Annotated in this window: 22 protein-coding genes and 1 tRNA gene; 16 read left to right on the forward strand and 7 right to left on the reverse strand. The window is 32.5% G+C overall.

Features of this window, described 5'->3' with window-relative positions:
• Window positions 1-2: 2 nt before the first annotated feature.
• Window positions 3-815 (reverse strand): sulfite exporter TauE/SafE family protein, encoded by an 813-nt coding sequence (locus tag G7034_RS06970; RefSeq protein ID WP_166400246.1) that lies wholly within the window; start codon window positions 813-815, stop codon window positions 3-5.
• A 656-nt stretch (window positions 816-1,471) separates the two neighbouring features.
• On the opposite strand from G7034_RS06970, the gene G7034_RS06975 reads away from it, so the two are divergent.
• The 8 genes from G7034_RS06975 to G7034_RS07010 all read left to right on the forward strand — a co-directional run bounded on the left by G7034_RS06975 (window position 1,472) and on the right by G7034_RS07010 (window position 9,517).
• Window positions 1,472-1,672, forward strand: coding sequence for a tyrosine-type recombinase/integrase (locus G7034_RS06975; protein WP_394351939.1), 201 nt, complete (start codon window positions 1,472-1,474; stop codon window positions 1,670-1,672).
• 204 nt (window positions 1,673-1,876) lie between these two features.
• Window positions 1,877-2,746, forward strand: coding sequence for a helix-turn-helix transcriptional regulator (locus G7034_RS06980; protein ID WP_166400247.1), 870 nt, complete (start codon window positions 1,877-1,879; stop codon window positions 2,744-2,746).
• A gap of 22 nt (window positions 2,747-2,768) precedes the next feature.
• The gene (locus G7034_RS06985; RefSeq protein WP_166400248.1) at window positions 2,769-3,035 is read left to right on the forward strand and encodes a TM2 domain-containing protein; all 267 of its coding nucleotides are present in this window, start codon (window positions 2,769-2,771) and stop codon (window positions 3,033-3,035) included.
• An 87-nt stretch (window positions 3,036-3,122) separates the two neighbouring features.
• Window positions 3,123-3,296, forward strand: coding sequence for a RhuM family protein (gene rhuM, locus G7034_RS11910; RefSeq protein ID WP_317163756.1), 174 nt, complete (start codon window positions 3,123-3,125; stop codon window positions 3,294-3,296).
• 196 nt (window positions 3,297-3,492) lie between these two features.
• Window positions 3,493-6,711 (forward strand): type ISP restriction/modification enzyme, encoded by a 3,219-nt coding sequence (locus tag G7034_RS06995; protein ID WP_166400249.1) that lies wholly within the window; start codon window positions 3,493-3,495, stop codon window positions 6,709-6,711.
• Window positions 6,712-6,724: 13 nt separating this feature from the next.
• Window positions 6,725-8,494, forward strand: coding sequence for a DUF4209 domain-containing protein (locus G7034_RS07000; RefSeq protein WP_166400250.1), 1,770 nt, complete (start codon window positions 6,725-6,727; stop codon window positions 8,492-8,494).
• Window positions 8,495-8,600: 106 nt separating this feature from the next.
• A complete protein-coding gene (locus G7034_RS07005) occupies window positions 8,601-9,329 on the forward strand; it encodes a DUF6088 family protein (protein ID WP_166400251.1) in 729 nt (242 codons plus the stop codon).
• A complete protein-coding gene (locus tag G7034_RS07010) occupies window positions 9,326-9,517 on the forward strand; it encodes a hypothetical protein (protein WP_187349876.1) in 192 nt (63 codons plus the stop codon). The genes G7034_RS07005 and G7034_RS07010 overlap by 4 nt, the downstream gene beginning before the upstream one ends.
• 224 nt (window positions 9,518-9,741) lie before the next feature.
• Here the strand turns inward: G7034_RS07010 and G7034_RS07015 are convergent, their stop codons facing one another.
• Complete coding sequence (locus tag G7034_RS07015; protein ID WP_166400252.1) at window positions 9,742-10,113, reverse strand: hypothetical protein; 372 nt, start codon at window positions 10,111-10,113, stop codon at window positions 9,742-9,744.
• Window positions 10,114-10,374: 261 nt separating this feature from the next.
• Window positions 10,375-10,456 (reverse strand) — tRNA-Leu (locus tag G7034_RS07020).
• Between the two features lie 129 nt (window positions 10,457-10,585).
• Between G7034_RS07020 and G7034_RS07025 the strand changes: the two genes are divergently transcribed.
• From G7034_RS07025 to G7034_RS07055, 7 genes are all read left to right on the forward strand, one after another.
• Window positions 10,586-11,527: a ribose-phosphate pyrophosphokinase gene (locus tag G7034_RS07025; RefSeq protein ID WP_166400253.1), complete on the forward strand. Its 942-nt coding sequence runs from the start codon at window positions 10,586-10,588 to the stop codon at window positions 11,525-11,527.
• A gap of 14 nt (window positions 11,528-11,541) precedes the next feature.
• Window positions 11,542-12,180, forward strand: a complete 639-nt coding sequence (locus G7034_RS07030; protein WP_166400254.1) for a 50S ribosomal protein L25/general stress protein Ctc — start codon at window positions 11,542-11,544, stop codon at window positions 12,178-12,180.
• A gap of 128 nt (window positions 12,181-12,308) precedes the next feature.
• Window positions 12,309-12,875: an aminoacyl-tRNA hydrolase gene (gene pth / locus G7034_RS07035; protein WP_187349877.1), complete on the forward strand. Its 567-nt coding sequence runs from the start codon at window positions 12,309-12,311 to the stop codon at window positions 12,873-12,875.
• Window positions 12,876-12,883: 8 nt separating this feature from the next.
• The gene (locus G7034_RS07040) at window positions 12,884-13,816 is read left to right on the forward strand and encodes a bifunctional riboflavin kinase/FAD synthetase (RefSeq protein ID WP_166400256.1); all 933 of its coding nucleotides are present in this window, start codon (window positions 12,884-12,886) and stop codon (window positions 13,814-13,816) included.
• Window positions 13,803-15,137 carry an HTTM domain-containing protein gene (locus tag G7034_RS07045; RefSeq protein WP_166400257.1) on the forward strand — a complete coding sequence of 445 codons (1,335 nt, stop codon included), beginning with the start codon at window positions 13,803-13,805 and terminating at the stop codon, window positions 15,135-15,137. Before G7034_RS07040 ends, G7034_RS07045 begins: the two co-directional genes overlap by 14 nt.
• A 39-nt stretch (window positions 15,138-15,176) precedes the next feature.
• Window positions 15,177-15,959 carry a hypothetical protein gene (locus G7034_RS07050; RefSeq protein ID WP_166400258.1) on the forward strand — a complete coding sequence of 261 codons (783 nt, stop codon included), beginning with the start codon at window positions 15,177-15,179 and terminating at the stop codon, window positions 15,957-15,959.
• 1 nt (window position 15,960) lies between these two features.
• Window positions 15,961-16,575 carry a deoxynucleoside kinase gene (locus G7034_RS07055; protein WP_166400259.1) on the forward strand — a complete coding sequence of 205 codons (615 nt, stop codon included), beginning with the start codon at window positions 15,961-15,963 and terminating at the stop codon, window positions 16,573-16,575.
• On the opposite strand, the gene G7034_RS07060 is transcribed toward G7034_RS07055, so the two are convergent.
• Window positions 16,559-16,954 carry a pyrophosphohydrolase domain-containing protein gene (locus tag G7034_RS07060; RefSeq protein WP_166400376.1) on the reverse strand — a complete coding sequence of 132 codons (396 nt, stop codon included), beginning with the start codon at window positions 16,952-16,954 and terminating at the stop codon, window positions 16,559-16,561. The two genes, G7034_RS07055 and G7034_RS07060, sit on opposite strands and share 17 nt — an antisense overlap.
• 30 nt (window positions 16,955-16,984) lie before the next feature.
• Between G7034_RS07060 and G7034_RS07065 the strand changes: the two genes are divergently transcribed.
• Window positions 16,985-17,173, forward strand: a complete 189-nt coding sequence (locus G7034_RS07065) for a hypothetical protein (protein WP_166400260.1) — start codon at window positions 16,985-16,987, stop codon at window positions 17,171-17,173.
• Window positions 17,174-17,178: 5 nt separating this feature from the next.
• Here the strand turns inward: G7034_RS07065 and G7034_RS07070 are convergent, their stop codons facing one another.
• The 3 genes from G7034_RS07070 to G7034_RS07080 all read right to left on the reverse strand — a co-directional run bounded on the left by G7034_RS07070 (window position 17,179) and on the right by G7034_RS07080 (window position 20,193).
• Window positions 17,179-18,222 (reverse strand): response regulator, encoded by a 1,044-nt coding sequence (locus G7034_RS07070; protein WP_166400261.1) that lies wholly within the window; start codon window positions 18,220-18,222, stop codon window positions 17,179-17,181.
• Window positions 18,215-19,462: a PAS domain-containing sensor histidine kinase gene (locus G7034_RS07075; protein WP_166400262.1), complete on the reverse strand. Its 1,248-nt coding sequence runs from the start codon at window positions 19,460-19,462 to the stop codon at window positions 18,215-18,217. Before G7034_RS07075 ends, G7034_RS07070 begins: the two co-directional genes overlap by 8 nt.
• Before the next feature lie 116 nt (window positions 19,463-19,578).
• Window positions 19,579-20,193: a thioredoxin family protein gene (locus G7034_RS07080; protein WP_166400263.1), complete on the reverse strand. Its 615-nt coding sequence runs from the start codon at window positions 20,191-20,193 to the stop codon at window positions 19,579-19,581.
• Window positions 20,194-20,216: the final 23 nt, after the last annotated feature.

Genomic DNA, 20,216 nt, shown 5'->3' on the forward strand with positions numbered 1-20,216 from the left:
TTTTAAACTATTTCTTTATAAATTATGTAAATTCCCATGATTAGTACAAACCAACCAAAGCCTTTTTTCAATTTTTTACCATCAATGTAATTGTTTAACCATATACCAATAAAAATACCTACGGCAGAAAGTCCTGTAAATATTCCTAAGAACACCCAGTCTATACTTAAGTTTTGTACATCACCTAAAAAGCCAATTAAAGATTTTACCGCAATTATTAGTAATGATGTGGCTACTGCTTTTTTCATTGGTAGTTTAGCTAGAAGAACTAAGGCGGGAATGATTAAAAATCCTCCTCCAGCTCCAACTATTCCTGTAATTACACCGACTACCAAACCTTCTAACAAAATCAATCCATAATTAAATTTTACTTCTTGTTCTTCAGCTAGTTGTTCTTTAGTTGTTTTTTCTTTTTTCGATTTTATCATTGAAAAAGAAGCCAATAGCATAATTATTGCAAAAAAGATCATTATTCCAACGTCTTTAGTGACTTCAAAATTCGAGATGGTAAAGAAGTGGTCTGGTAAGGCAGGTACTAAATACTTACGGGTTCCATATACGGTAATAAAAGCTGGTATAGCAAATACAGTTGCCGTTTTAAAATCTACAAGCCCTTTTTGTATATTACGTACTGCGCCAACTAGTGAAGCAAAGCCAACAACAAACAATGAATAGGCGGTTGCTAATACAGGATTAATAGCTAATAAATAGACTAGTACTGGTACGGTTAATATAGAACCCCCTCCTCCAATAAGACCTAAAACTAGCCCAATAATTAAGGCTCCAAAGTATCCAACGATTTCAATTATTTCCATTGATTTTTTTTATGGGAGCAAATTTATATACACCGTTATCAATTCAACGTAACTATTGTTACAAAATCAATTTTTTTTCAATGATTAATTTATTTTATTAAAAACAAATTAATTTAAACTTATTTAAAAGAATTCTATTAAGGCTTGCGTCTTGCTAAACTGATTTCAATAAATAAGCTTGTTTTGAAAACTGAAGCTTTGTGAGTTTTTAAGGATTAGGATAAATTGAAAATAGAGCTTTTCATTAGCACAAAAACAGGAGCAAAGAGAATCTATAAGTTATGATACAAAATTTTCTCTATTCGCAAAAAAAAGTATTTAAAAACAAAACCCCTAATATTAGGGGTTGTTGTACACAACATAGTCCAATTATCGAACTTGTTCTTTAAAGACCTTGAAAAACTTGGGATATTCGCAAATAAGCTCAAAAACGATAGATTATTAAGCGTAACGTAACCCTTTTAAAACACGATAAAAGACATACACCACACTTATAGAATTCCTTTATTAAAAACTCTTTTTTAAAATCACCTATTTTTTTATAATAGACATTTTTCAAATTACAGCTTAACGCTATAATTAAATCAATAGCGAAAAGAGCGAAAATCACTACGGATTATACCTTAGAAAAGACATTAGGAAATGAAAAAGTAAGCATAACAAAACCTAAGTATAAATTTGTATCCTCGCACACCGCAAGACGAAGTTTTTGTACGAACGCTTATAATGCAGGCGTGCCTCCGCATTTAATTATGGCTATATCTGGTCATAAATCCGAAAAGGTGTTTTACAACTATATTAAAGCTGATAGTTTGCGAAAGGCAATGCAGGCAGCTGACTATAGCTATTTTCAATAAAACTTGAACAGCATTAAAAAAAACCACTCTGCAAAGAGTGGTTTTTTTACTTTACATTAAAAAAAACATATGAAACACATCTAAATAACTAAGGACTTTTTTGTTTCAATTAATTATTTATCTCAATAAAAAAAATGGACAACTAAGGTCAATCGTTTTTATAATTAAAGAAATATCGCCTTCTTTGTTTTATATATTTAAATTGTGGCTAATCAAAATAAGTTATATCGACTTTTAAAATTAATTGCACTTCTCAAACAAGAGCCAGCAAAATCAGTAGGTTATATCTCAAAATATTTAGATTCATCTAAGAGGACAGTTTATAGGTATCTAGAACTTCTTCAGAATGTTGGATTTAATGTTGAAGTAAATAAATTTAAAAAATATAGCATTCAAGATAATCAACTAATTGCTCCCTCTCATTTTAATAAAGAAGAATTAGACTTCCTAAAGCAATTATTATTGACGTCGGGACGCTCAAATAAATTATCCCAAAGCATTGTCCACAAACTAAGCTTAAATTCTGATATTGAACTTATAAACCACGACATCTACAATGCCAAACTTTCTAGGCTCATCAGTCTCATCAACACAGCTATTCACACGAATAAGCAAATCCTAGTCAAGCAATACCAGTCTATCAATTCTCAAAAGGTATCAGACCGTCTTGTAGAACCCATAAAGTTTACATCAAACTACATCTCCTTGTGTGCTTTTGAAATTGATAAGCAACAAAACAAATTTTTCAATATAGAACGTATGGGCGATGTAGTCCTCACAGAAGAGCCTCAGTGCCACGAACATCTACATCAATTCTCTAAACCCGATGTGTTTGGGTTTTCAAAAAATGATAAGACATATCAGGTAAGTTTGGCACTCAATTTAAAAGCCAAGTTGCTTTTAACAGAGGAATACCCATTGACTAAACCCTTCATCCATAAAAAGGCTAAAAACAAGTTCTTTTTTAACACTACTATTAATAATCCAAAACCTTTGTTGAGGTTTTATCAAGGGCTGAAAAAAGATATTGAAGTCTTACAAGGCACTGAGGTGGACTTTGAAAACAGTAATTAAATTTTAATCTAAATACATAGTTATGAATACAGACAAATTTATGCTTTATGAAACTAGAAAAGCGAAACCAACCACCATTTGGTTATTATTTTTACTCCTAGGCTGGTCTTATGGCTCTCTTGATAAAATAGGGCTTCAAATTTTATATTATGTAACTCTTGCCGGATGTGGGTTTTGGCTTTTAGTACGATTATTTACTTTAAATGGTGCTATTAAAGAATACAACAGAAAAATAGCTGCTCAAGTAGGCTTAGATAATCAAGAAATGAGTTCTTTGGGATTGTTTTAAACAATACTTTTATCAAAAATTAAATTTAAAAATTCAAAAAATCTATACAACCTAAAAGGCGATAGCTTTGGGATTTTTACAAGTGCGATTAATCAAGTAGGAAAAGATTCAGTTGTTGCATTTTTTGCAACAACTGCCTTAGATGGTAAAACATACCAAGTAGATTTTTATAGCCTTGATTTAATTATTTCAGTAGGTTATAGAGTTAATTCTAAAGTGGCTACACATTTTAAAAATAGGCAACTAAAAACTCAAAATTAAACACTAAAACTAAAAAAACGAATGGATTTAATTTTGAAAAAAATCTAGACCATCAAACCCAAGCGGTAAATGTACGGTAGCTGTTTTTGATAGCAGATTTATTAATCGCATAACTTGATAAAAATCTATTATACGTAAAATAATTTGTTATTTTTGAAAATAATTTTTGAAACTTTATAATTAACTTCATAAGTAAATGACAATAGATAACTATATCAATAATTTAAGCCAACGCTACAAACTCGGAAATGCCACAGAACACACCTTTCGTGGCGACTTACAACAACTTTTAGAAACCTTAGTGCCAAGCATTAGAGCGACCAACGAACCAAAAAGACAATCTTGCGGAGCACCTGACTACATTCTGACTAAAAAAGATATTCCAGTTGGTTTTATTGAAGCGAAAGACATTGGTGACAAAGACCTTGATGGAAAAAAGAAAACAGGCAATAAAGAACAGTTTGACCGCTATAAAGCATCTTTAGATAATCTCATCTTTACGGATTACATCAATTTTCATCTGTACCGAGAAGGTGAATTTGTGACTAGCATTGCCATTGCTGAAATTACAGAAAACGGCATCAAGGCATTGCCTGAAAACTTTGCCAACTTTGATAACCTCATCAAAGATTTCTGCGTTCACATTGGGCAAACCATTAAAAGCCCAAAGCGTTTAGCCGAAATGATGGCAGGTAAGGCTCGCTTACTTTCTGATATTATCGAAAAGTCCTTAACCAGTGATGAAGAAAACCAAGAAAACTCTACGCTTAAAGAACAAATGTTAGCGTTTAAAGAGATTTTAATTCACGACATTACACCACAAGGTTTTGCAGATGTTTATGCTCAAACCATTGCTTACGGCATGTTTGCAGCTCGTTTGCACGACCCTACTTTGGATAATTTTAGCCGACAAGAAGCGGCTGAACTGATTCCAAAATCCAATCCGTTTTTGCGAAAACTCTTTGGCTACATTGCAGGACCCGACATTGACGACCGCATTAAATGGGTAGTAGAAAACCTTGCTGAAATCTTTTTGGCGTGTAATGTGAGTGAGATTTTAAAGAATTACGGGAAAGCCACCAAAATGGAAGACCCAATTATCCATTTTTACGAAACCTTTCTAAGCGAATACGACCCCAAATTACGTAAAGCTCGTGGCGTTTGGTACACACCGCAACCCGTTGTAAACTTTATTGTTCGTGCAGTAGATGATATTCTAAAAACTGAATTTGATTTACCACAAGGACTTGCCGACACGAGCAAAACCGAGATAAAAGTTGATATACAAGGCAAAAAAGTAAAACAAGAAGTACACAAAGTACAAATTCTTGACCCAGCCACAGGCACAGGAACGTTTTTAGCAGAAACCATCAAACACATTCACAAAAGATTTGAAGGGCAACAAGGCATTTGGAGTAATTATGTTGAAACTCATTTATTGCCACGCTTGAACGGTTTTGAGTTGCTTATGGCGAGTTATGCAATGGCACATTTAAAGTTGGATTTACTATTGACTGAAACAGGCTATAGAACCACCCCGCCCGTTAGGCACCCCTCCAAAGGAGGGGAACAAAGGCTACGTGTTTACCTCACCAACAGCTTAGAAGAACACCACCAAGACACAGGAACTCTATTTGCAAATTGGTTGAGCACCGAAGCCAATGAAGCCAACCATATTAAAAGAGATACACCAGTAATGTGTGTAATTGGAAATCCGCCATACAGCGGAGAAAGTGCCAACAAAGGTGAATGGATTATGAGCCTAATGGATGATTACAAAAAAGAACCAGGTGGAAAAGAAAAACTAAAAGAACAAAATTCGAAATTCATCAATGACGATTATGTAAAGTTTTTGAGATACGGTCAGCATTTTATTGAGAAAAACGGAAGTGGTGTTTTGGCTTTTATCAATCCTCACGGATTCTTAGACAACCCTACTTTCAGGGGAATGCGTTGGCATTTATTAAAAACGTATGACAAAATTTATACGATTGATTTACACGGAAACGCCAAGAAAAAAGAAACTGCCCCAGATGGTACAGCAGATGTAAATGTTTTTGATATTGAACAAGGCGTTTCAATCAATTTTTTCATAAAAACAGGTAAGAAAAAACCAAACGAATTAGGCAAAGTTTATCATTATGACCTTTATGGTAAACGAGAATTAAAATATGATTTTCTAACCGAAAACAGTCTAAAATCAACACCCTATAATGAAGTTGAACTAACTGCTCCAGAATATTTTTTAATGCCTAAAGATTTTGAAGATAAAAACGAATATGACAAAGGCTTTCAATTAACGGAGTTGTTTATAGAATCGTCATTAGGTGTTTTATCAAAAAATGATAGTGTGACTATCGAATTTGAAAAATCATCTTTAAATAGAATAATTGAAAACTTTAGAAATTTAGAAGAATCTGAATTGCGTAAAATCTACAACTTAAAAAGTGATAGTAGAGATTGGATTTTATCAAAAGCAAAGGAAGATTTAACTGAAAATTTTAGCGATAACAATTTCAAAATGATTACATATCGTCCATTTGATAACAGATGGACTTATTTCACAGGCAAGCCAAAAGGTTTTTTTGCATACAGCCAAAATCGTATTATGAAAAATTTACGAGATGGTAAAAACTTTGCAATAATATCAGGTAGACAAGGTCAAGCTGTTGGAAGTATGCAATGGAATTTATCCTTTATCACTAACACAATTTCAGACCAAAACATATATTATCGTGGCGGTGGTAGTGTTTTCCCACTTTACATTTATCCTGAAACGAACGGACAACAAACAATTGGTAATATAACCGAAAGAACTCCAAACTTTAAATTTGAAATAGTAAAGTGTTTAGCCGAAAAAATTGGTTTAATTTTTACTATTGAGAAAGATATAAAAGATAACACTTTTGCCCCAATTGACATTTTAGATTACATCTATGCGGTTTTGCATTCACCCACTTACCGTTCGACATACAAAGAGTTTTTAAAAATTGATTTTCCAAGAGTGCCCTATCCAAAAGACCAAGATACGTTTTGGCAATTGGTAAAATTAGGCGGAGAAATACGCCAAATCCATTTATTGGAAAGTCCAAAAGTGAAGCAATACATTACGCAATACCCAATAAATGGCAATAATGAAGTCACACGTAAAATCACTAAAAGTAGTCCTGGTTATGTGCCTGACAATGAAACACAGGGTAAAGTTTGGATAAACGATGAGCAGTATTTTGAGAATGTGCCATTAGTGGCTTGGGAGTTTTACATCGGTGGTTATCAACCCGCCCAGAAATGGCTCAAAGACCGTAAAGGTCGCCAATTAGAGTTTGATGATATTTTGCACTATCAAAAAATTATCGTCGCTCTAAGCGAAACGGATAGGCTGATGAAGGAGATTGATAAAATTGAAATCATCTAAACCCTACTACAAAATGGATTTTAAGAATTTAGATGAATATTACGAATACCTAGAAAATGATACCAATTTCCAGTATTTAGATTTAAACACGTACAAATACATAACGGCTTTACGAGATAAAATTGAAGATGAAAACACGAAAAAGTTATGTTCGTATGAATTATTTTTTGCTGACTTTTCCATTGAAGAAGGTAAACATATTCCAAAATTCCAAAGCGGTGCAAATGCTTATCCAACATTAGAGCTATTTGATGACAATTTTGATTACATCAAAACACGAGCAAATAAAGTACAAAACCCAAAATACAAAGCAAAATACAATCATCTACTTTGGTTAAGTCCACAGAAACACATTGATTTTGCCAAAGAAGCAATTGAAAGTTATTTAATGCTTCTAAAAAAGTCTTCGTTTTCAGTTGATGATAATTTGCAATGCTTGTCATTTGGCAAGTACTTCAAAAATCTTTTTATCCTTAGCCAAACTGTAAACCACAAAAAAGATGAAATTATAAGTTATTTGGTTTCACTTTTGGAAAGTGATAAACTAAACGATTTTACAAAATATTCGTTGATGGATTTTATCATTGAAAATGGTAAAAAAATAGATTCTTCAATTACTCAAAAATTCTTTGATTACTCAAAAAACAAGATTTCCGATTTAGACGAAAGGGTTTTAGAAAGCTATTTAAAATTACTCGTGATTCTTAGTCGAAAACTTAATACTTCACCAAGTGAATTTCACGAAAAGCTAGGCGACTATCATATATCACAACTCGAAAATGAAAAAAACAAAGGTTTTATTTCTCATCATTATTACACAAACGCTTTAGAAGAATATAAAAAGGCTAATAATAAAGAAAAGATTGAACAAACTGCTGTTTTATTAGAGCAAGCGAAAAAGAGCATTGACCTTAAAAAAGTTTCATTTGAATTGGAAGATGAGAAATATAATAAGCTTTTAAACCAATGGTGGGATTCTACTAAGGAAAAAACTACTCAATTAATCGAAAACGGAAATGCTAAGGATATCTACGGTTATTTGGTTTTAGATAATTTATTACCTAAGGCGACTGTCTTGAATGAAGAAATAAAATCAGTTATGCTTGATTTAGTTTCGACAATGACATTTGACATTAATAAAAACGTCAGCAAAAATAAATCAGGTGTTATTAATTCCTATTCAATACATATAAAAAATTTTTCCATTAATCACATTTGGCTTGTTGTTTCAAAAGGAATTAAAAGTGGTAAAATTTCCTTTGAAAGTTTAATCGATTACTTAAAAAATGATTCTTGGTACGGTCAAGATTTCACTCACATAGATTCAAATAACGAAACTCAAGGTTTTAATTGGATTGAGCTACTTTCACCATCTCTGCAAAGCTTTTTTGTTCAAACAGAAATTGATTTAAAAACAAACAGTCACAATCCAAAAGGCTACATATTAGCAATAGATAGTTTGGTATTGAAATTTGAAGGACTATTGCGTGAATTCTCAAGAATGATTGGTGCTCAGACAATAGAAATTAAAGACAATGGTACAGAAGAAAGGATTGGTTTCGATAAATTATTGGATAATGAAAAATTAAAGGCATTGATTCCTGAAGATGATATTGCCTTTTTTAAATTTCTTTTCACATCAAGCGGAATGAATTTGAGAAACAATGTTGCTCATTGCTTTTTTACAACTAAGAATTACACATCAGCAGTTATGCTATTGCTAATTGTTGCATTATTAAGACTTGGTAATTATAAACTTAAAACGAAAGAAAAAGAATCTTAAATGAAGAAGCCAACACTAAAAGCCATATACATTGGAAAAAATTCTAAAATGTCAAGTTTTTAGAACCATAAACTTGACATTAATAAAAAGTAAGTATCTTTGCATTATGGCATTAGCAACAGAAATACGCAAAAAAATAAAATCTTTACCCGAAGGAAAAACCTTTGGATATGACGATTTGCGCATTGCTAAAAACGACTACACTACTGTGGCTAAAGCACTGGAACGTCTAAAAAACCAAGGCGTGATAAAAAAACTTTCAAAAGGGGTGTTTTATAAACCTGAAAAAACAGTGTTTGGCGAGTTAAAACCAGATTACAGCGAATTGCTACGTCCCTATTTATTTGAAAATGGTAAGCGAGTAGCATACGAAACAGGCACTTCATTATACAATCGTTTAGGCTTGACTACTCAAATGGCATTTCGTACAAAAATTGCTAGTCGTAAAAAGCGCATCAACATCAATCGGGAGAATTTAAAAGCAGATGCCGTAAAAAGCTATGCCGAAGTTACGGATAGTAATTATGAGATTTTGGGTTTGCTGGATGCCTTCAAAGACATTAAAACTATTCCCGATTGTTCCATTGCTCAGGCGATAAAAAGACTAAGTAGCATAGTCAACAAAATCAACGACAAACAAACCAAATCATTCATTAAATATGCCTTAATGTATCCGCCAAGAGCAAGAGCATTGGCAGGCGCAGTTCTTGAAAATTTGGGTACAACCCCTAAAGGCATTGAACAACTAAAAGAAAGTCTCAATCCACTCACAACCATAAAATTGGGAGTAAATAAAGGAGAATTGCCTAATCAATCAAATTGGTATATCGAATGAAGTTGCACAAAAACATAGCTTTATATAGAGATGCTATTCGGTTTACCGCTCAACAAATGAAGCTAAAACCCGAATATATTGAAAAAGACTATTGGGTAACCTATGCTTTGTTTAGCATTTTTAAAAGTGAAATAGGAAAAGAAACCATTTTTAAAGGCGGTACAGCATTATCTAAGCGAAACAGATAGGCTAATGAAGGAGATTGATAATGTGGGGGTCTAGGATTTATGAATAGGGGAGTGGTAACAAAAAATATTAATGCCTTGTTTTGTTCCTTGAATTCAACAAGTAAATGCAACTTTCACTATAATTTTTAAAATATCAATAAAAAAGTACCTACAAATGCTGATTAAATTAAAACATTTGAAAGTACTTTTTTTAACAAGTAAGAATGATTAATGCAGGTCTAAAATTACCAAGAATAATCTAAATCAACTTCAAAAACAATATTATCTGAGCATTCTCCAATTGTAATAGTGTCTGGGAAACCATTATTTGATGAATAAAGCCCACCTATTATCCAACCTCCCATACCTTCCCAATCTGTCGAGTCTTCATCATATAATTCAAAACTTAGTTGTGATGATATTTGCTCGCCACTCAATTGAACAGCTGGAAAGAAGTAATTTGTGTCATCACAGTTTCCGCTACTTGCCCTATCAACCAAAGCTTCACTTGAATAAATAAAATCATCATTTGCATTCAAAATATCTAATTGCAAATCAGGATTAGTTGATGAGCCAACAGCAACTTGGTCCCACACATCACCATTTTCGTCAGCCATAGGGAATTTTTTCAACTTAACAAATGGTCTAAATTTGTAGAGGTATTATAATAATTCGTGCATCTGAATCTTTTGAAGTAAGCCCTATAACTCGGGCTAATTGTTTAGAAGAATTTTGAAAATTTTGGAGTTTAGACATTTTTTTTATTACGGTATTAATGATTAACACCGTAAACCAAAGTCTTATAAAATAATCCCAGTAGGAATCCCACCTACTAAATTTTGAACTATAACTATCAAAAAACTAAATAGTTATAAAAGTACCTAGGGCGGGAATCGAACCCGCACTTCCGAAGAAACTGGATTTTGAATCCAGCGCGTCTACCAGTTCCGCCACCTAGGCAAATTTTGAATTGCAAAGCTAAATAAAAATTTGAATTTAGAATTAAAATAGCTCATTTTTTTTGAAGCTACTTTCAATTTAATTTATATTTTTGCACCCACATTAAATTACAACACAATACAAAGTATTATGCCTGAAACAGAAAAGGTTGCGAAAATTTTTGCTTGCTCACAAAGTGTAGAGTTAGCAGAGTCTATTGCCAAATACTATGGAATTCCATTAGGAAATGTAATCACTAATAAGTATAGTGATGGTGAGTTTCAGCCTTCATTTGAAGAATCGGTAAGGGGGTCTCGCGTTTTTTTAATTGGTTCTACTTTTCCTAATTCAGACAATTTAATGGAAATGTTACTCATGTTAGACGCGGCAAAGCGCTCATCAGCAAGGCATATTACTGCAGTAATTCCTTACTTTGGGTGGGCAAGACAAGACCGTAAAGACAAACCAAGAGTACCCATTGCCGCAAAAATGATTGCCAAAATGCTTGAAACAGCTGGAGCTACGAGAATTATTACCATGGATTTACATGCCGATCAAATTCAAGGCTTTTTTGAAAAACCAGTTGATCATTTGTATGCCTCTACAGTGTTTTTACCTTACTTAAAAAACCTTGGTTTAGATAATTTAACCATGGCTTCACCAGATATGGGAGGTTCTAAGCGGGCCTATGCTTATTCAAAAGCAATGAAATCTGATGTAGTTATATGCTACAAACAACGTGCTAAAGCCAATGTGATTTCTCACATGGAATTAATAGGGGATGTTACTGGTAAAAATGTTGTTTTGGTAGATGATTTGGTAGATACTGCTGGAACATTAACGCATGCTGCTAATTTAATGATGGAGCGTGGAGCTAAAAGTGTAAGAGCAATTTGTACGCACCCTGTTTTATCAGGAAGTGCTTATGATAAAATAAGAGATTCAAAACTAGAGGAGCTTATTGTAACCGATAGTATCCCTCTTAAACAAAAGAGTGAAAAGATTAAGCTGGTAAGTTGTGCCGAATTATTTGCTGAAGTAATGAAAGCTATACAAACCAATAAATCAATTAGCTCTAAATTTTTAATGTAATAAATAAATAAATTATGAAGTCACTTACGATCAAAGGATCTAAAAGAGAAAGCGTGGGCAAGAAAGCAACCAAAGCCCTACGTAATGCTGGTGAGGTCCCTTGCGTAGTTTACGGAGGGAAAGAGGCTATTCATTTCAACGCACCTGAAATTTCTTTCAAGAATTTAGTATATACGCCAGACGTGCATACCGTAAATCTTGAATTAAATGACGGTACAAAATTGAATGCAGTTTTACAAGACATTCAATTTCACCCAGTAACGGATGCCATCCTTCACATGGACTTTTACCAGTTTGAAGAAGACCAACCAATTACTATGGAAATTCCTGTAGAAACTGAAGGAATTCCTAAGGGAGTTAAAAATGGTGGTGTATTAAGATTTAACTTAAGAAGACTTTATGTTAGAGGTCTGGCTAAGAAACTTCCTGATACCATTAAAATTGACATTACTAAACTTAAAATTGGAAACAAATTTTATGTAACTGGTGCAGCTAGCGATGATTTTAAAATCCTTCACCCAGATAACACTGTAATTTGTCAAGTAAGAACATCTAGAAACGTTGCAGCAATTGATGCAGACGATGATGATGAAGATGGAGAAGGAACTGAAGAAGGAGCTGAAGCAACAGATGAAGCAAAATCTGAAGAATAAATTTAGTCTTCTAACAAAATAATGATAAGAAAGCATCCCAATTGGTGATGCTTTTTTATTTTTACTAAAAATTTAAAGTGAGAGCATTTTTTGGAAGATTACTATCAAAAAAATCGAAAGCTGATACAATGAAGAAGTTTTTAATTGTAGGCCTAGGTAATCCTGGAGCTGATTATGTAAATACAAGACACAATATAGGATTTAAAATAATTAATCAATTAGCTGAAGAATTTGAAGTTGATTTTCAAGAAAGACGCTACGCAAAAATTGCAGAAGCTTCAATTAAAGGTAAAAAATTATTCCTGTTGAAGCCCAACACCTTCATGAATTTAAGCGGAAAGGCATGTAAGTATTGGTTAGAAAAAGAGAAAATATCAATCGAAAATATGTTGGTAATTACAGACGATTTAAATTTAGATTTTGGAACTTTCCGCCTAAAAATGAAAGGAAGTGATGGAGGACACAATGGGCTAAAAAGCATTCAGCAAGAAATTAACACCAATCAATACCCTCGATTTAGGTTTGGCATTGGCGACCAGTTTTCAAAAGGAAAACAAGTCAATTATGTGTTAGGTAAATGGGGTGACCACGAAAAAGAATTTATGCCAGAGCGACTAGAAAAGGCAAAAGCACTGGTAAAATCTTTCTGCTTAGCTGGACCTTCCATAACAATGAACGAATTTAACGGTAAATAACTAGTGCATTGAAAGTATTTAATAACGTCAATAATTTTAAAACAAGTCAACCCACAGTAGTTACTATTGGTACCTTTGATGGGGTGCATATTGGCCATAGAAAAATTATAAATCAACTTTTAGAAGTTTCAAAAGAGGGCTATTTATCAACTTTGCTTACTTTTTTTCCACATCCTAGAATGGTGCTTCAGCAAAGTAATGATTTAAAACTCATCCATACTATAAAAGAACGCCAGGAAGAATTAGCAAAAACTGGGTTAGAAAATCTAGTGATACAGGCATTTACCAAAGAATTTTCACGACTTACTGCCAGAGCTTATGTTGAAGAAATTTTAGTAAAAGGCTTGCAAGCTAAAAAAGTAATTATAGGATATGACCATAGATTTGGCAGAAACAGAACAGCAGATATTAAGGATTTGCACAAGTTTGGTAATGAATTTGGTTTTGAAGTAGAAGAGATTTCAAAACAAGATATTGAAGATGTTGCTGTAAGCTCAACCAAAATAAGAAAAGCTATTTTAGCAGGAAATATAAGTTTAGCTAATCAATACATGAATGCTCAATTTAGCCTTGAAGGAAAGGTGGTTAAAGGAAAAGGACTAGGAAAAGATTTTGGTTTTGCCACCGCTAATCTGAAAATTGAACAAACCTATAAAATAATACCTGCACACGGTGTTTATGTAGTGAAAGGTGAAATTAATAGTAAGCTTTATTACGGAATGATGAATATTGGTGTAAATCCAACTTTAGGCGAAAATAAACAAAGCTTGGAAGTTCATTTTTTTGATTTTAATCAAGATATTTACGGAGAGAAAATTAAAGTAAATTTGCTTAAAAAAATTAGAAATGAAAAAAAATTTAATGGCGTTGACGAGTTGATTAAGGCCATGAAAAAGGATAAAGAGTTTGTTATAAATTTTATTAACGATGAATCTAACTAATACCTTATTTAAACAAGTTGACAATTCAAGTTTAGTTGTTTTTAGAATTTTATTTGGATTACTTATTACTTTAGAAGCATGGGGTGCAATTGCTACAGGTTGGGTAAGAATTACTTTAGTAGAACCCGATTTTACATTTAACTTTATAGGATTTGATTTTCTTCAATACTTGCAAGGAGAGTTCATGTATTTCTACTTTTTTTTAATGGGATTATTTGGTGTTTTTGTTATGCTAGGCTACCGGTATAGATTAAGTATTTTTATATACACGCTTTTGTGGACTATGGCTTATCTTATGCAAAAATCTTCCTACAATAATCACTATTACTTACTTATTTTACTTTGTGTGTTTATGCTTATTTCGCCTGCACATAAATACTTTTCCTTAGACGCTAAACGAAACCCGTCTATACAATCCATTTCCATGCCTCAGTGGGTACCTTGGTTCTTAATTCTTCAAATTTGGATTGTTTATACTTACGCTTCTATTGCCAAATTTTATCCAGATTGGCTCGATTTAACCTTTCCTAAGCTATTAATGGCAGGTAAACAAAGCACGCCTATTATTGGAGATTTTCTTCAAACGCATTTAGCACATGTAAGCATTAAATATGTGGGAATTTTATTCGATTTGCTTGTAATTCCACTTCTTTTATGGAAGCGAACACGCTTGTTTATTTTTATTTTCAGCATATTCTTTCACCTTTTCAATAGTTATGTTTTTCATATAGGAATCTTTCCTTATATGTCTTTAGCCTTTTCATTATTTTTCTTTCCGCCAGCGCTAATTAATCGGCTTTTTTTAAAACGAAAACCATTTTATGCCGGCAATGAAGTAAAAGTTCCAAATTATAAACCCATACTTATGCCTTTTGCAGTGAGTTGGTTTTTTGTTCAAATTGCTTTGCCTGTACGTCATCATTTTATAGATGATGATGTGCTTTGGACGGAAGAAGGGCATAGGCTTAGTTGGCGAATGATGCTGAGGTCTAAACATGGAGTAACCTCAATGCGCGTAGTTGATAAAAATACAGGTGAAGAGAAATGGATTAATAATTCAGATTACATTAAAAATAAACAGTATAAAACCATTGTTAAGCCAGACGGAGCTTGGCAATATGCACAAGTGATAAAAGAGGATTTTAAACAAAAAGGAAAGGATGTAGAAGTTTTTGCTCACGTGAAAATTAGTGTGAACGGAAGACCTTACAAGAAACTAATTGATGATCAAGTAGATTTAGCTAGTGTGAAATGGAATTATTTTGGACATAATTCTTGGATTTTGCCAAGAACTTTAAACTTTTACAAAAAGAATAAGTAACTTTAATCTTTATTTGTAATAACAATAACTCAAGTCATTATGAGAAAACTTACACACTTGTTTTTCCTAGTTTTCTTCAGTTTCTTAACTGTAAATGCTCAACAATATACCGCCGAGCTAATTACAAAGAAACCCCTTGATGTTGGGCAATTTCATGGGGTAGATCAAAAAGGGAACCTGTATTACGAACGCAAAGGAAACCTCATTAAATTTTTTGATGATGAAGAACTGGAGTTTAGAGACTTACAATTAGGAAAGATTCATTATGTAGATTATTTAAATCCACTTCGACTTTTAGTATTTTACAAAGAAGCAAATACAGTTGTTTTTTTAGATAATCGAATGAATGAATTAGACCGTATTAATTTCAATTTTTTAAAAAACAATAGCAATTTTGATTTTGTTAGCATGGCTAATGATAATAGTGTGTGGACATTTAATATTGATGTGAACGAATTACAAGTCTATGACCACCGGAGAAAGAAAATTCTTGCTCGTTCAATTCCGATTTATGATCAGGTTTTACTTCAAAAAAGTAATTTCAATTTTTGTTATTTGGCTACAGAAAATTCGTTTTTAAAATTTAATATTTATGGAAGTATCATCAAGCAATTTAATTTAAAGCTTAAAGCATTTGATACCTATAAAAACCGGGTGCTTTTAAAGACGCAAGACCAGGGTTATTTCTTATTGAATTCTGCGCATGAATTAATTCCTATAGATTTTCCTGAAATTTCGGCGGAAGCCTTTTTTCTAAATGATGAAAAAATATATCTTTACAACAAAAAAGAACTTTATATTTATACCTTGAAAAAACAATAATATGCACATTGCTATTGCAGGAAATATTGGCGCAGGAAAAACTACTTTAACCCGATTACTAGCCAAACATTTTGATTGGGAACCAGAATTTGAAGACGTTCTAGAAAACCCATACCTTGAAGATTTTTATGATGACATGGCAAGATGGAGTTTTAATCTTCAAATTTATTTTTTGAATAGCAGATTTAGACAAATTTTAGCGATAAGAGAAAGCGGAAAGGATATAATTCAGGATAGAACCATTTATGAAGACGCCTATATCTTTGCGCCCAACTTACATGCAATGCGTTTAATGAGTGACCGCGATTATAGTAATTATAAATCGCTTTTTGATTTAATGGAATCGGTTACTAAATCACCTGATTTATTAATCTACTTACGTAGTTCTGTTCCTAATTTAGTAAAACAAATTCAGAAACGTGGGCGTGATTACGAAAACTCCATATCAATAGATTACTTGAACAAGCTTAATGACCGCTATGAAACTTGGGTTAAAGGTTACGACAAAGGAAAGCTATTGGTCATTGATGTTGACCAAATTGACTTTGTTGATAATCCCGAGCACTTAGGTGGAATTATAGAAAAAATTGATGCTGAAATTAATGGTCTTTTTTAGGAAAAAACTTCTTTAGGTTGGGCCTAAAATACAATTCGCTTTTCATTACTTTGCCATCTTCCCGGTAAATAGGCTTTCCATTTTTGTCAAGTTTACTCATGTTACTTTGCTGAATTTCATCAAAGACATCTTCAATAACATCTTGCATACCATGTTCAATAATAGTACCGCACAATATGTACAACATGTCACCTAACGCATCAGCTACTTCTACTAAGTCTTTGTTTTTTGCAGCCTCAAGATATTCTTCATTTTCTTCAGCCATTAATTTATGCCTAAGTTCAATTTTTGCAGGACTTAAATTAACTGTTGGTGCATTCTTATAGCCAATTTCAAATGCATCGTGAAATTTTTTTACGCTTTCTATAGGTTTTTTAATCATAATTAGCCTTATTTTTGTTTAAAAAAAATGTTTACAAACGGACAATGGTTTTTTGCAGTCTTCTTTGTTATTGCTTTCTCTGTTTTGATTATTTTAAGTTACAGGAAAGACAAAAAATTACATAAGAAATACTACAAGGGAAGCCTTTTTATCCTTTTAGGTTTTCTAGTTTTTATTGCTATTCTGTTCTTAATTAAGTTCTTTATAAAAGAATAATTAGCTTACTTTATTTTTTCAAGTGCTTCAAAATCAATTATTTTAATGTTACGTCCTTCAATTTCAACAATGCCTTGTTTTTTAAATTTTGATAAGGTTCTAATTAAACTTTCTGAAGCAATACCAGCTACAGCGGCTAAATCTGATCTTGAAATACGTATTTGTCTAAGTTTGTTTTTCTTTAAACGTTCTGTAAATAGTAATATGGTTTGTGCGGTTTTTCGCTGAACTGAACTATAAGCCATATCTAGAAGCTGTTCTTTAGATTCATCTAAATGATCTCCTAAAACCTTAATAATTTCAAATAAAACTTGATGATTGTTTTGTAGCAACTTCTTTAATTCAACTTTAGGAATAATGTATAAAACAGAGTCTTCTAAAGGAGTAGCATATTCTTTATAATTCACCGATTCATTAAAAACTAAGTTGCCAAAAAAATCATCCATCTTAAATAAAGCAGTAATTAATTCCTTTCCTTGACCATCTGTTTTATGGGTTTTAATTACGCCTCTTTTCACTAAGAAAAATTGGTTAGCCGTATCTCCTGGACGATAAACAACTTCACCTGCACTAAATTTTTGCTCTGAAAAACCTTTCAATTCTGCTTTAAAGTTTTCCAAATTCATGGAATGAGATTCAATGATAGTATTCTTGCGTTCTTTTTTTTGATGCAGAATAGCTGTTTTTGCTAACCTACTTTCAATGGCACTTATTAAATCTTCTTCCTCAAAAGGTTTAGTTAGGTAATCGTCAGCTCCTAAATCCATTCCTTTTCTAATGTCTTTGTGGTCGGTTTTAGCTGATAAAAAGATAAAAGGGATTTCAAAAGTATGTTCGTCTTTAGCTAAGGTTTTTAACACTTCATACCCGTCCATCTGTGGCATCATTACATCACAAACAATAAGATGCGGATTCAAAGATTTTGCTTTTTCAACTCCTTCTTTTCCGTTTTTTGCAGTATAGACTTCATAGCCTGCAAGTTCTAGCATCTCTTCAGTTGTTTCTCTTACCGTTTGATCGTCTTCAATTAATACTATTTTTTTACTCATGTCTCTTTGGTATTTCTACATAAAAACTTGTTCCTTGGTTCTCTTCTGAAGTAAAATATATTTTTCCGCCTAAGTTTTCTAGGTGTACTTTAGCAATATTTAATCCAATTCCTGTTCCTTGATTATTAATGGCGTTCTCTGCTCTAAAATAGCGTTCAAAAATATGTTTTTGATCTTTTTGAGGTATTCCCATGCCTTGGTCTTTTACTTCAAAATGAAGTTTTTCAGTTGTTTGTTCAATCTTAAAGTTGATAATGGAATCTTCTGGCGAATATTTTATAGCATTGCTAAGTAAATTTGATAAAACTAATTCCATTACATTTTTATCTTGACGAAGTAAACAGTCTTCAATTGAATTAGGGTACTCAATTTGTTGCCCGCTTTTTAAAGTAACATTAGCATTATAAATCACCTCGTTGATTAAAGTTTGTAAGCTAAATTCTTCAAATTTATAGGTCACTTTTCCAGATTCTAAACGCTCTATCGAAAGAAAGTCATTTAGGATGTTAGTTAAGTAATGGACTTTGTTTTTTATGGTTTTTATGTGTTTATCTCGTCTTGCTTGTTGTTCTGCTTGTTCATACTTGCCAATTAAAGTAGCGGAAGTTAAAATACCACTAAGTGGAGTTTTAAATTCATGAGAAACTAAGGATAAAAATTTAGTTTTAAGTTCGCCTAATTCTCTTTCTTTATTGAGCGCATTTTTCATTTTAGCTTCAGCTTTTTTACGCTTAGCGACTTCCAATTCTAAAACTTCATTACTAGATTTTAATTGCTTGATAGCTTTTTTTAGCTCTTCAGTTCTTGATTCAACTTTTATTTCTAGTTGATTATTTAATGCTTTAATTTCTTTTTCAGCTTCTTTTCTTACGGTGATGTCTGATAAAATAGTCATCACGTAGTTTGTCTTATCTACTTTAAATGGATTAAGACCTGCTTCAACGGGAAATTTAGAGCCGTCTTTTTTAATGCCATATAGGTCCATGCCAATTCCCATTTTTCTGCTTTCACCTCGCTTAATAAATTCTTTAAAATAGTGATCGTGTTTGGCATGAACTCTAGTTGGAATTAGTGTATTTAAATGCAAGCCTTTTAATTCGTTAGGCAGGTAGCCAAACATATCTGCAACAGAATTATTAACTTCAGCAATAATTTGGTTTTCGTTGACCACTAAAACACCTTCAGAAATTCCTTGAAACAGAAGGTCGAAAACATTATCACTTGTATTGCTCTTAATCACGGTTATAAATTTTAATCACAAAAATACCTATTTGCATGAACTATATCCTTATAAATTTGATTTTAAATTTGTACTTCTATCAAGTTCAATTTTACTTTTAGCAACTATCTTATCATTTATTTGTTGTCGTTTTTCACAGTTAACTCAACCAAATCACTTACTGTTTTTTTTCCTTTATCTTTGTTAAACCACTGTTGTAGTTTTTTTCTAAACGCTTCATCTAACTCACCCTTTAACTCTTTTTCTTTCTTGACTAGCTGCATTGCTTCTTCTGGTCTAGGGCCCCAGGTAAACAAGACTTCGTTTTGTTTTTTTGCGTAAGCAATTAGCTTAGGAATAGACTTTCCGCCATTGGTTAAAAATTGGTTCATAAGCTCTTCATTTTCATCTCTTAAAACAATTTTCAACTCTATTTTTGGATTGAGCCCTGCTAGTTTTTCAATAAATGGAAGCGCGTGAGCGGCATCTCCGCACCAGGCTTCTGTAATAAGTAACCAAGTTTGTTCTTGCTCAACACTTTTTATTTTTTCGGCAAGTTCCGGATTTATTTTTCCTATCTTTTCCCAGCGCTTCATGCGTTGTAAGCTCAATTCGGTGTAATTTATATAAGCTTCAGATTGATTATCTCCAGTGGTTTTTCCTTGGCTAAACAAATCTTGAATATAGCTTTTGAAGCTCTTGTAATTTTGCGCCTTTTCTAGAGCTGAATGAATTAATTGACTTACTTCCATTAACTTTTTTAAACCAAAAATAG

The sequence above is a fragment of the Psychroflexus maritimus genome (genome assembly GCF_011089875.1).
Lineage (GTDB): Bacteria > Bacteroidota > Bacteroidia > Flavobacteriales > Flavobacteriaceae > Psychroflexus > Psychroflexus maritimus.

Bases quoted from the DNA above. Each gene is read 5' to 3' on its own strand.
- G7034_RS06970 (WP_166400246.1), bottom strand. From the start codon at position 815: ATGGAAATAATTGAAATCGTTGGATACTTTGGAGCCTTAATTATTGGG.
- G7034_RS07015 (WP_166400252.1), bottom strand. From the start codon at position 10,113: ATGGCTGACGAAAATGGTGATGTGTGGGACCAAGTTGCTGTTGGCTCA.
- G7034_RS07045 (WP_166400257.1), top strand. From the start codon at position 13,803: ATGAATCTAACTAATACCTTATTTAAACAAGTTGACAATTCAAGTTTA.
- G7034_RS07030 (WP_166400254.1), top strand. From the start codon at position 11,542: ATGAAGTCACTTACGATCAAAGGATCTAAAAGAGAAAGCGTGGGCAAG.
- G7034_RS07070 (WP_166400261.1), bottom strand. From the start codon at position 18,222: ATGAGTAAAAAAATAGTATTAATTGAAGACGATCAAACGGTAAGAGAA.
- G7034_RS07055 (WP_166400259.1), top strand. From the start codon at position 15,961: ATGCACATTGCTATTGCAGGAAATATTGGCGCAGGAAAAACTACTTTA.
- G7034_RS07080 (WP_166400263.1), bottom strand. From the start codon at position 20,193: ATGGAAGTAAGTCAATTAATTCATTCAGCTCTAGAAAAGGCGCAAAAT.
- G7034_RS06995 (WP_166400249.1), top strand. From the start codon at position 3,493: ATGACAATAGATAACTATATCAATAATTTAAGCCAACGCTACAAACTC.
- G7034_RS07010 (WP_187349876.1), top strand. From the start codon at position 9,326: ATGAAGTTGCACAAAAACATAGCTTTATATAGAGATGCTATTCGGTTT.
- G7034_RS07000 (WP_166400250.1), top strand. From the start codon at position 6,725: ATGGATTTTAAGAATTTAGATGAATATTACGAATACCTAGAAAATGAT.
- G7034_RS07025 (WP_166400253.1), top strand. From the start codon at position 10,586: ATGCCTGAAACAGAAAAGGTTGCGAAAATTTTTGCTTGCTCACAAAGT.
- G7034_RS07050 (WP_166400258.1), top strand. From the start codon at position 15,177: ATGAGAAAACTTACACACTTGTTTTTCCTAGTTTTCTTCAGTTTCTTA.
- G7034_RS07065 (WP_166400260.1), top strand. From the start codon at position 16,985: ATGTTTACAAACGGACAATGGTTTTTTGCAGTCTTCTTTGTTATTGCT.
- pth (WP_187349877.1), top strand. From the start codon at position 12,309: ATGAAGAAGTTTTTAATTGTAGGCCTAGGTAATCCTGGAGCTGATTAT.
- G7034_RS06985 (WP_166400248.1), top strand. From the start codon at position 2,769: ATGAATACAGACAAATTTATGCTTTATGAAACTAGAAAAGCGAAACCA.
- G7034_RS07005 (WP_166400251.1), top strand. From the start codon at position 8,601: ATGGCATTAGCAACAGAAATACGCAAAAAAATAAAATCTTTACCCGAA.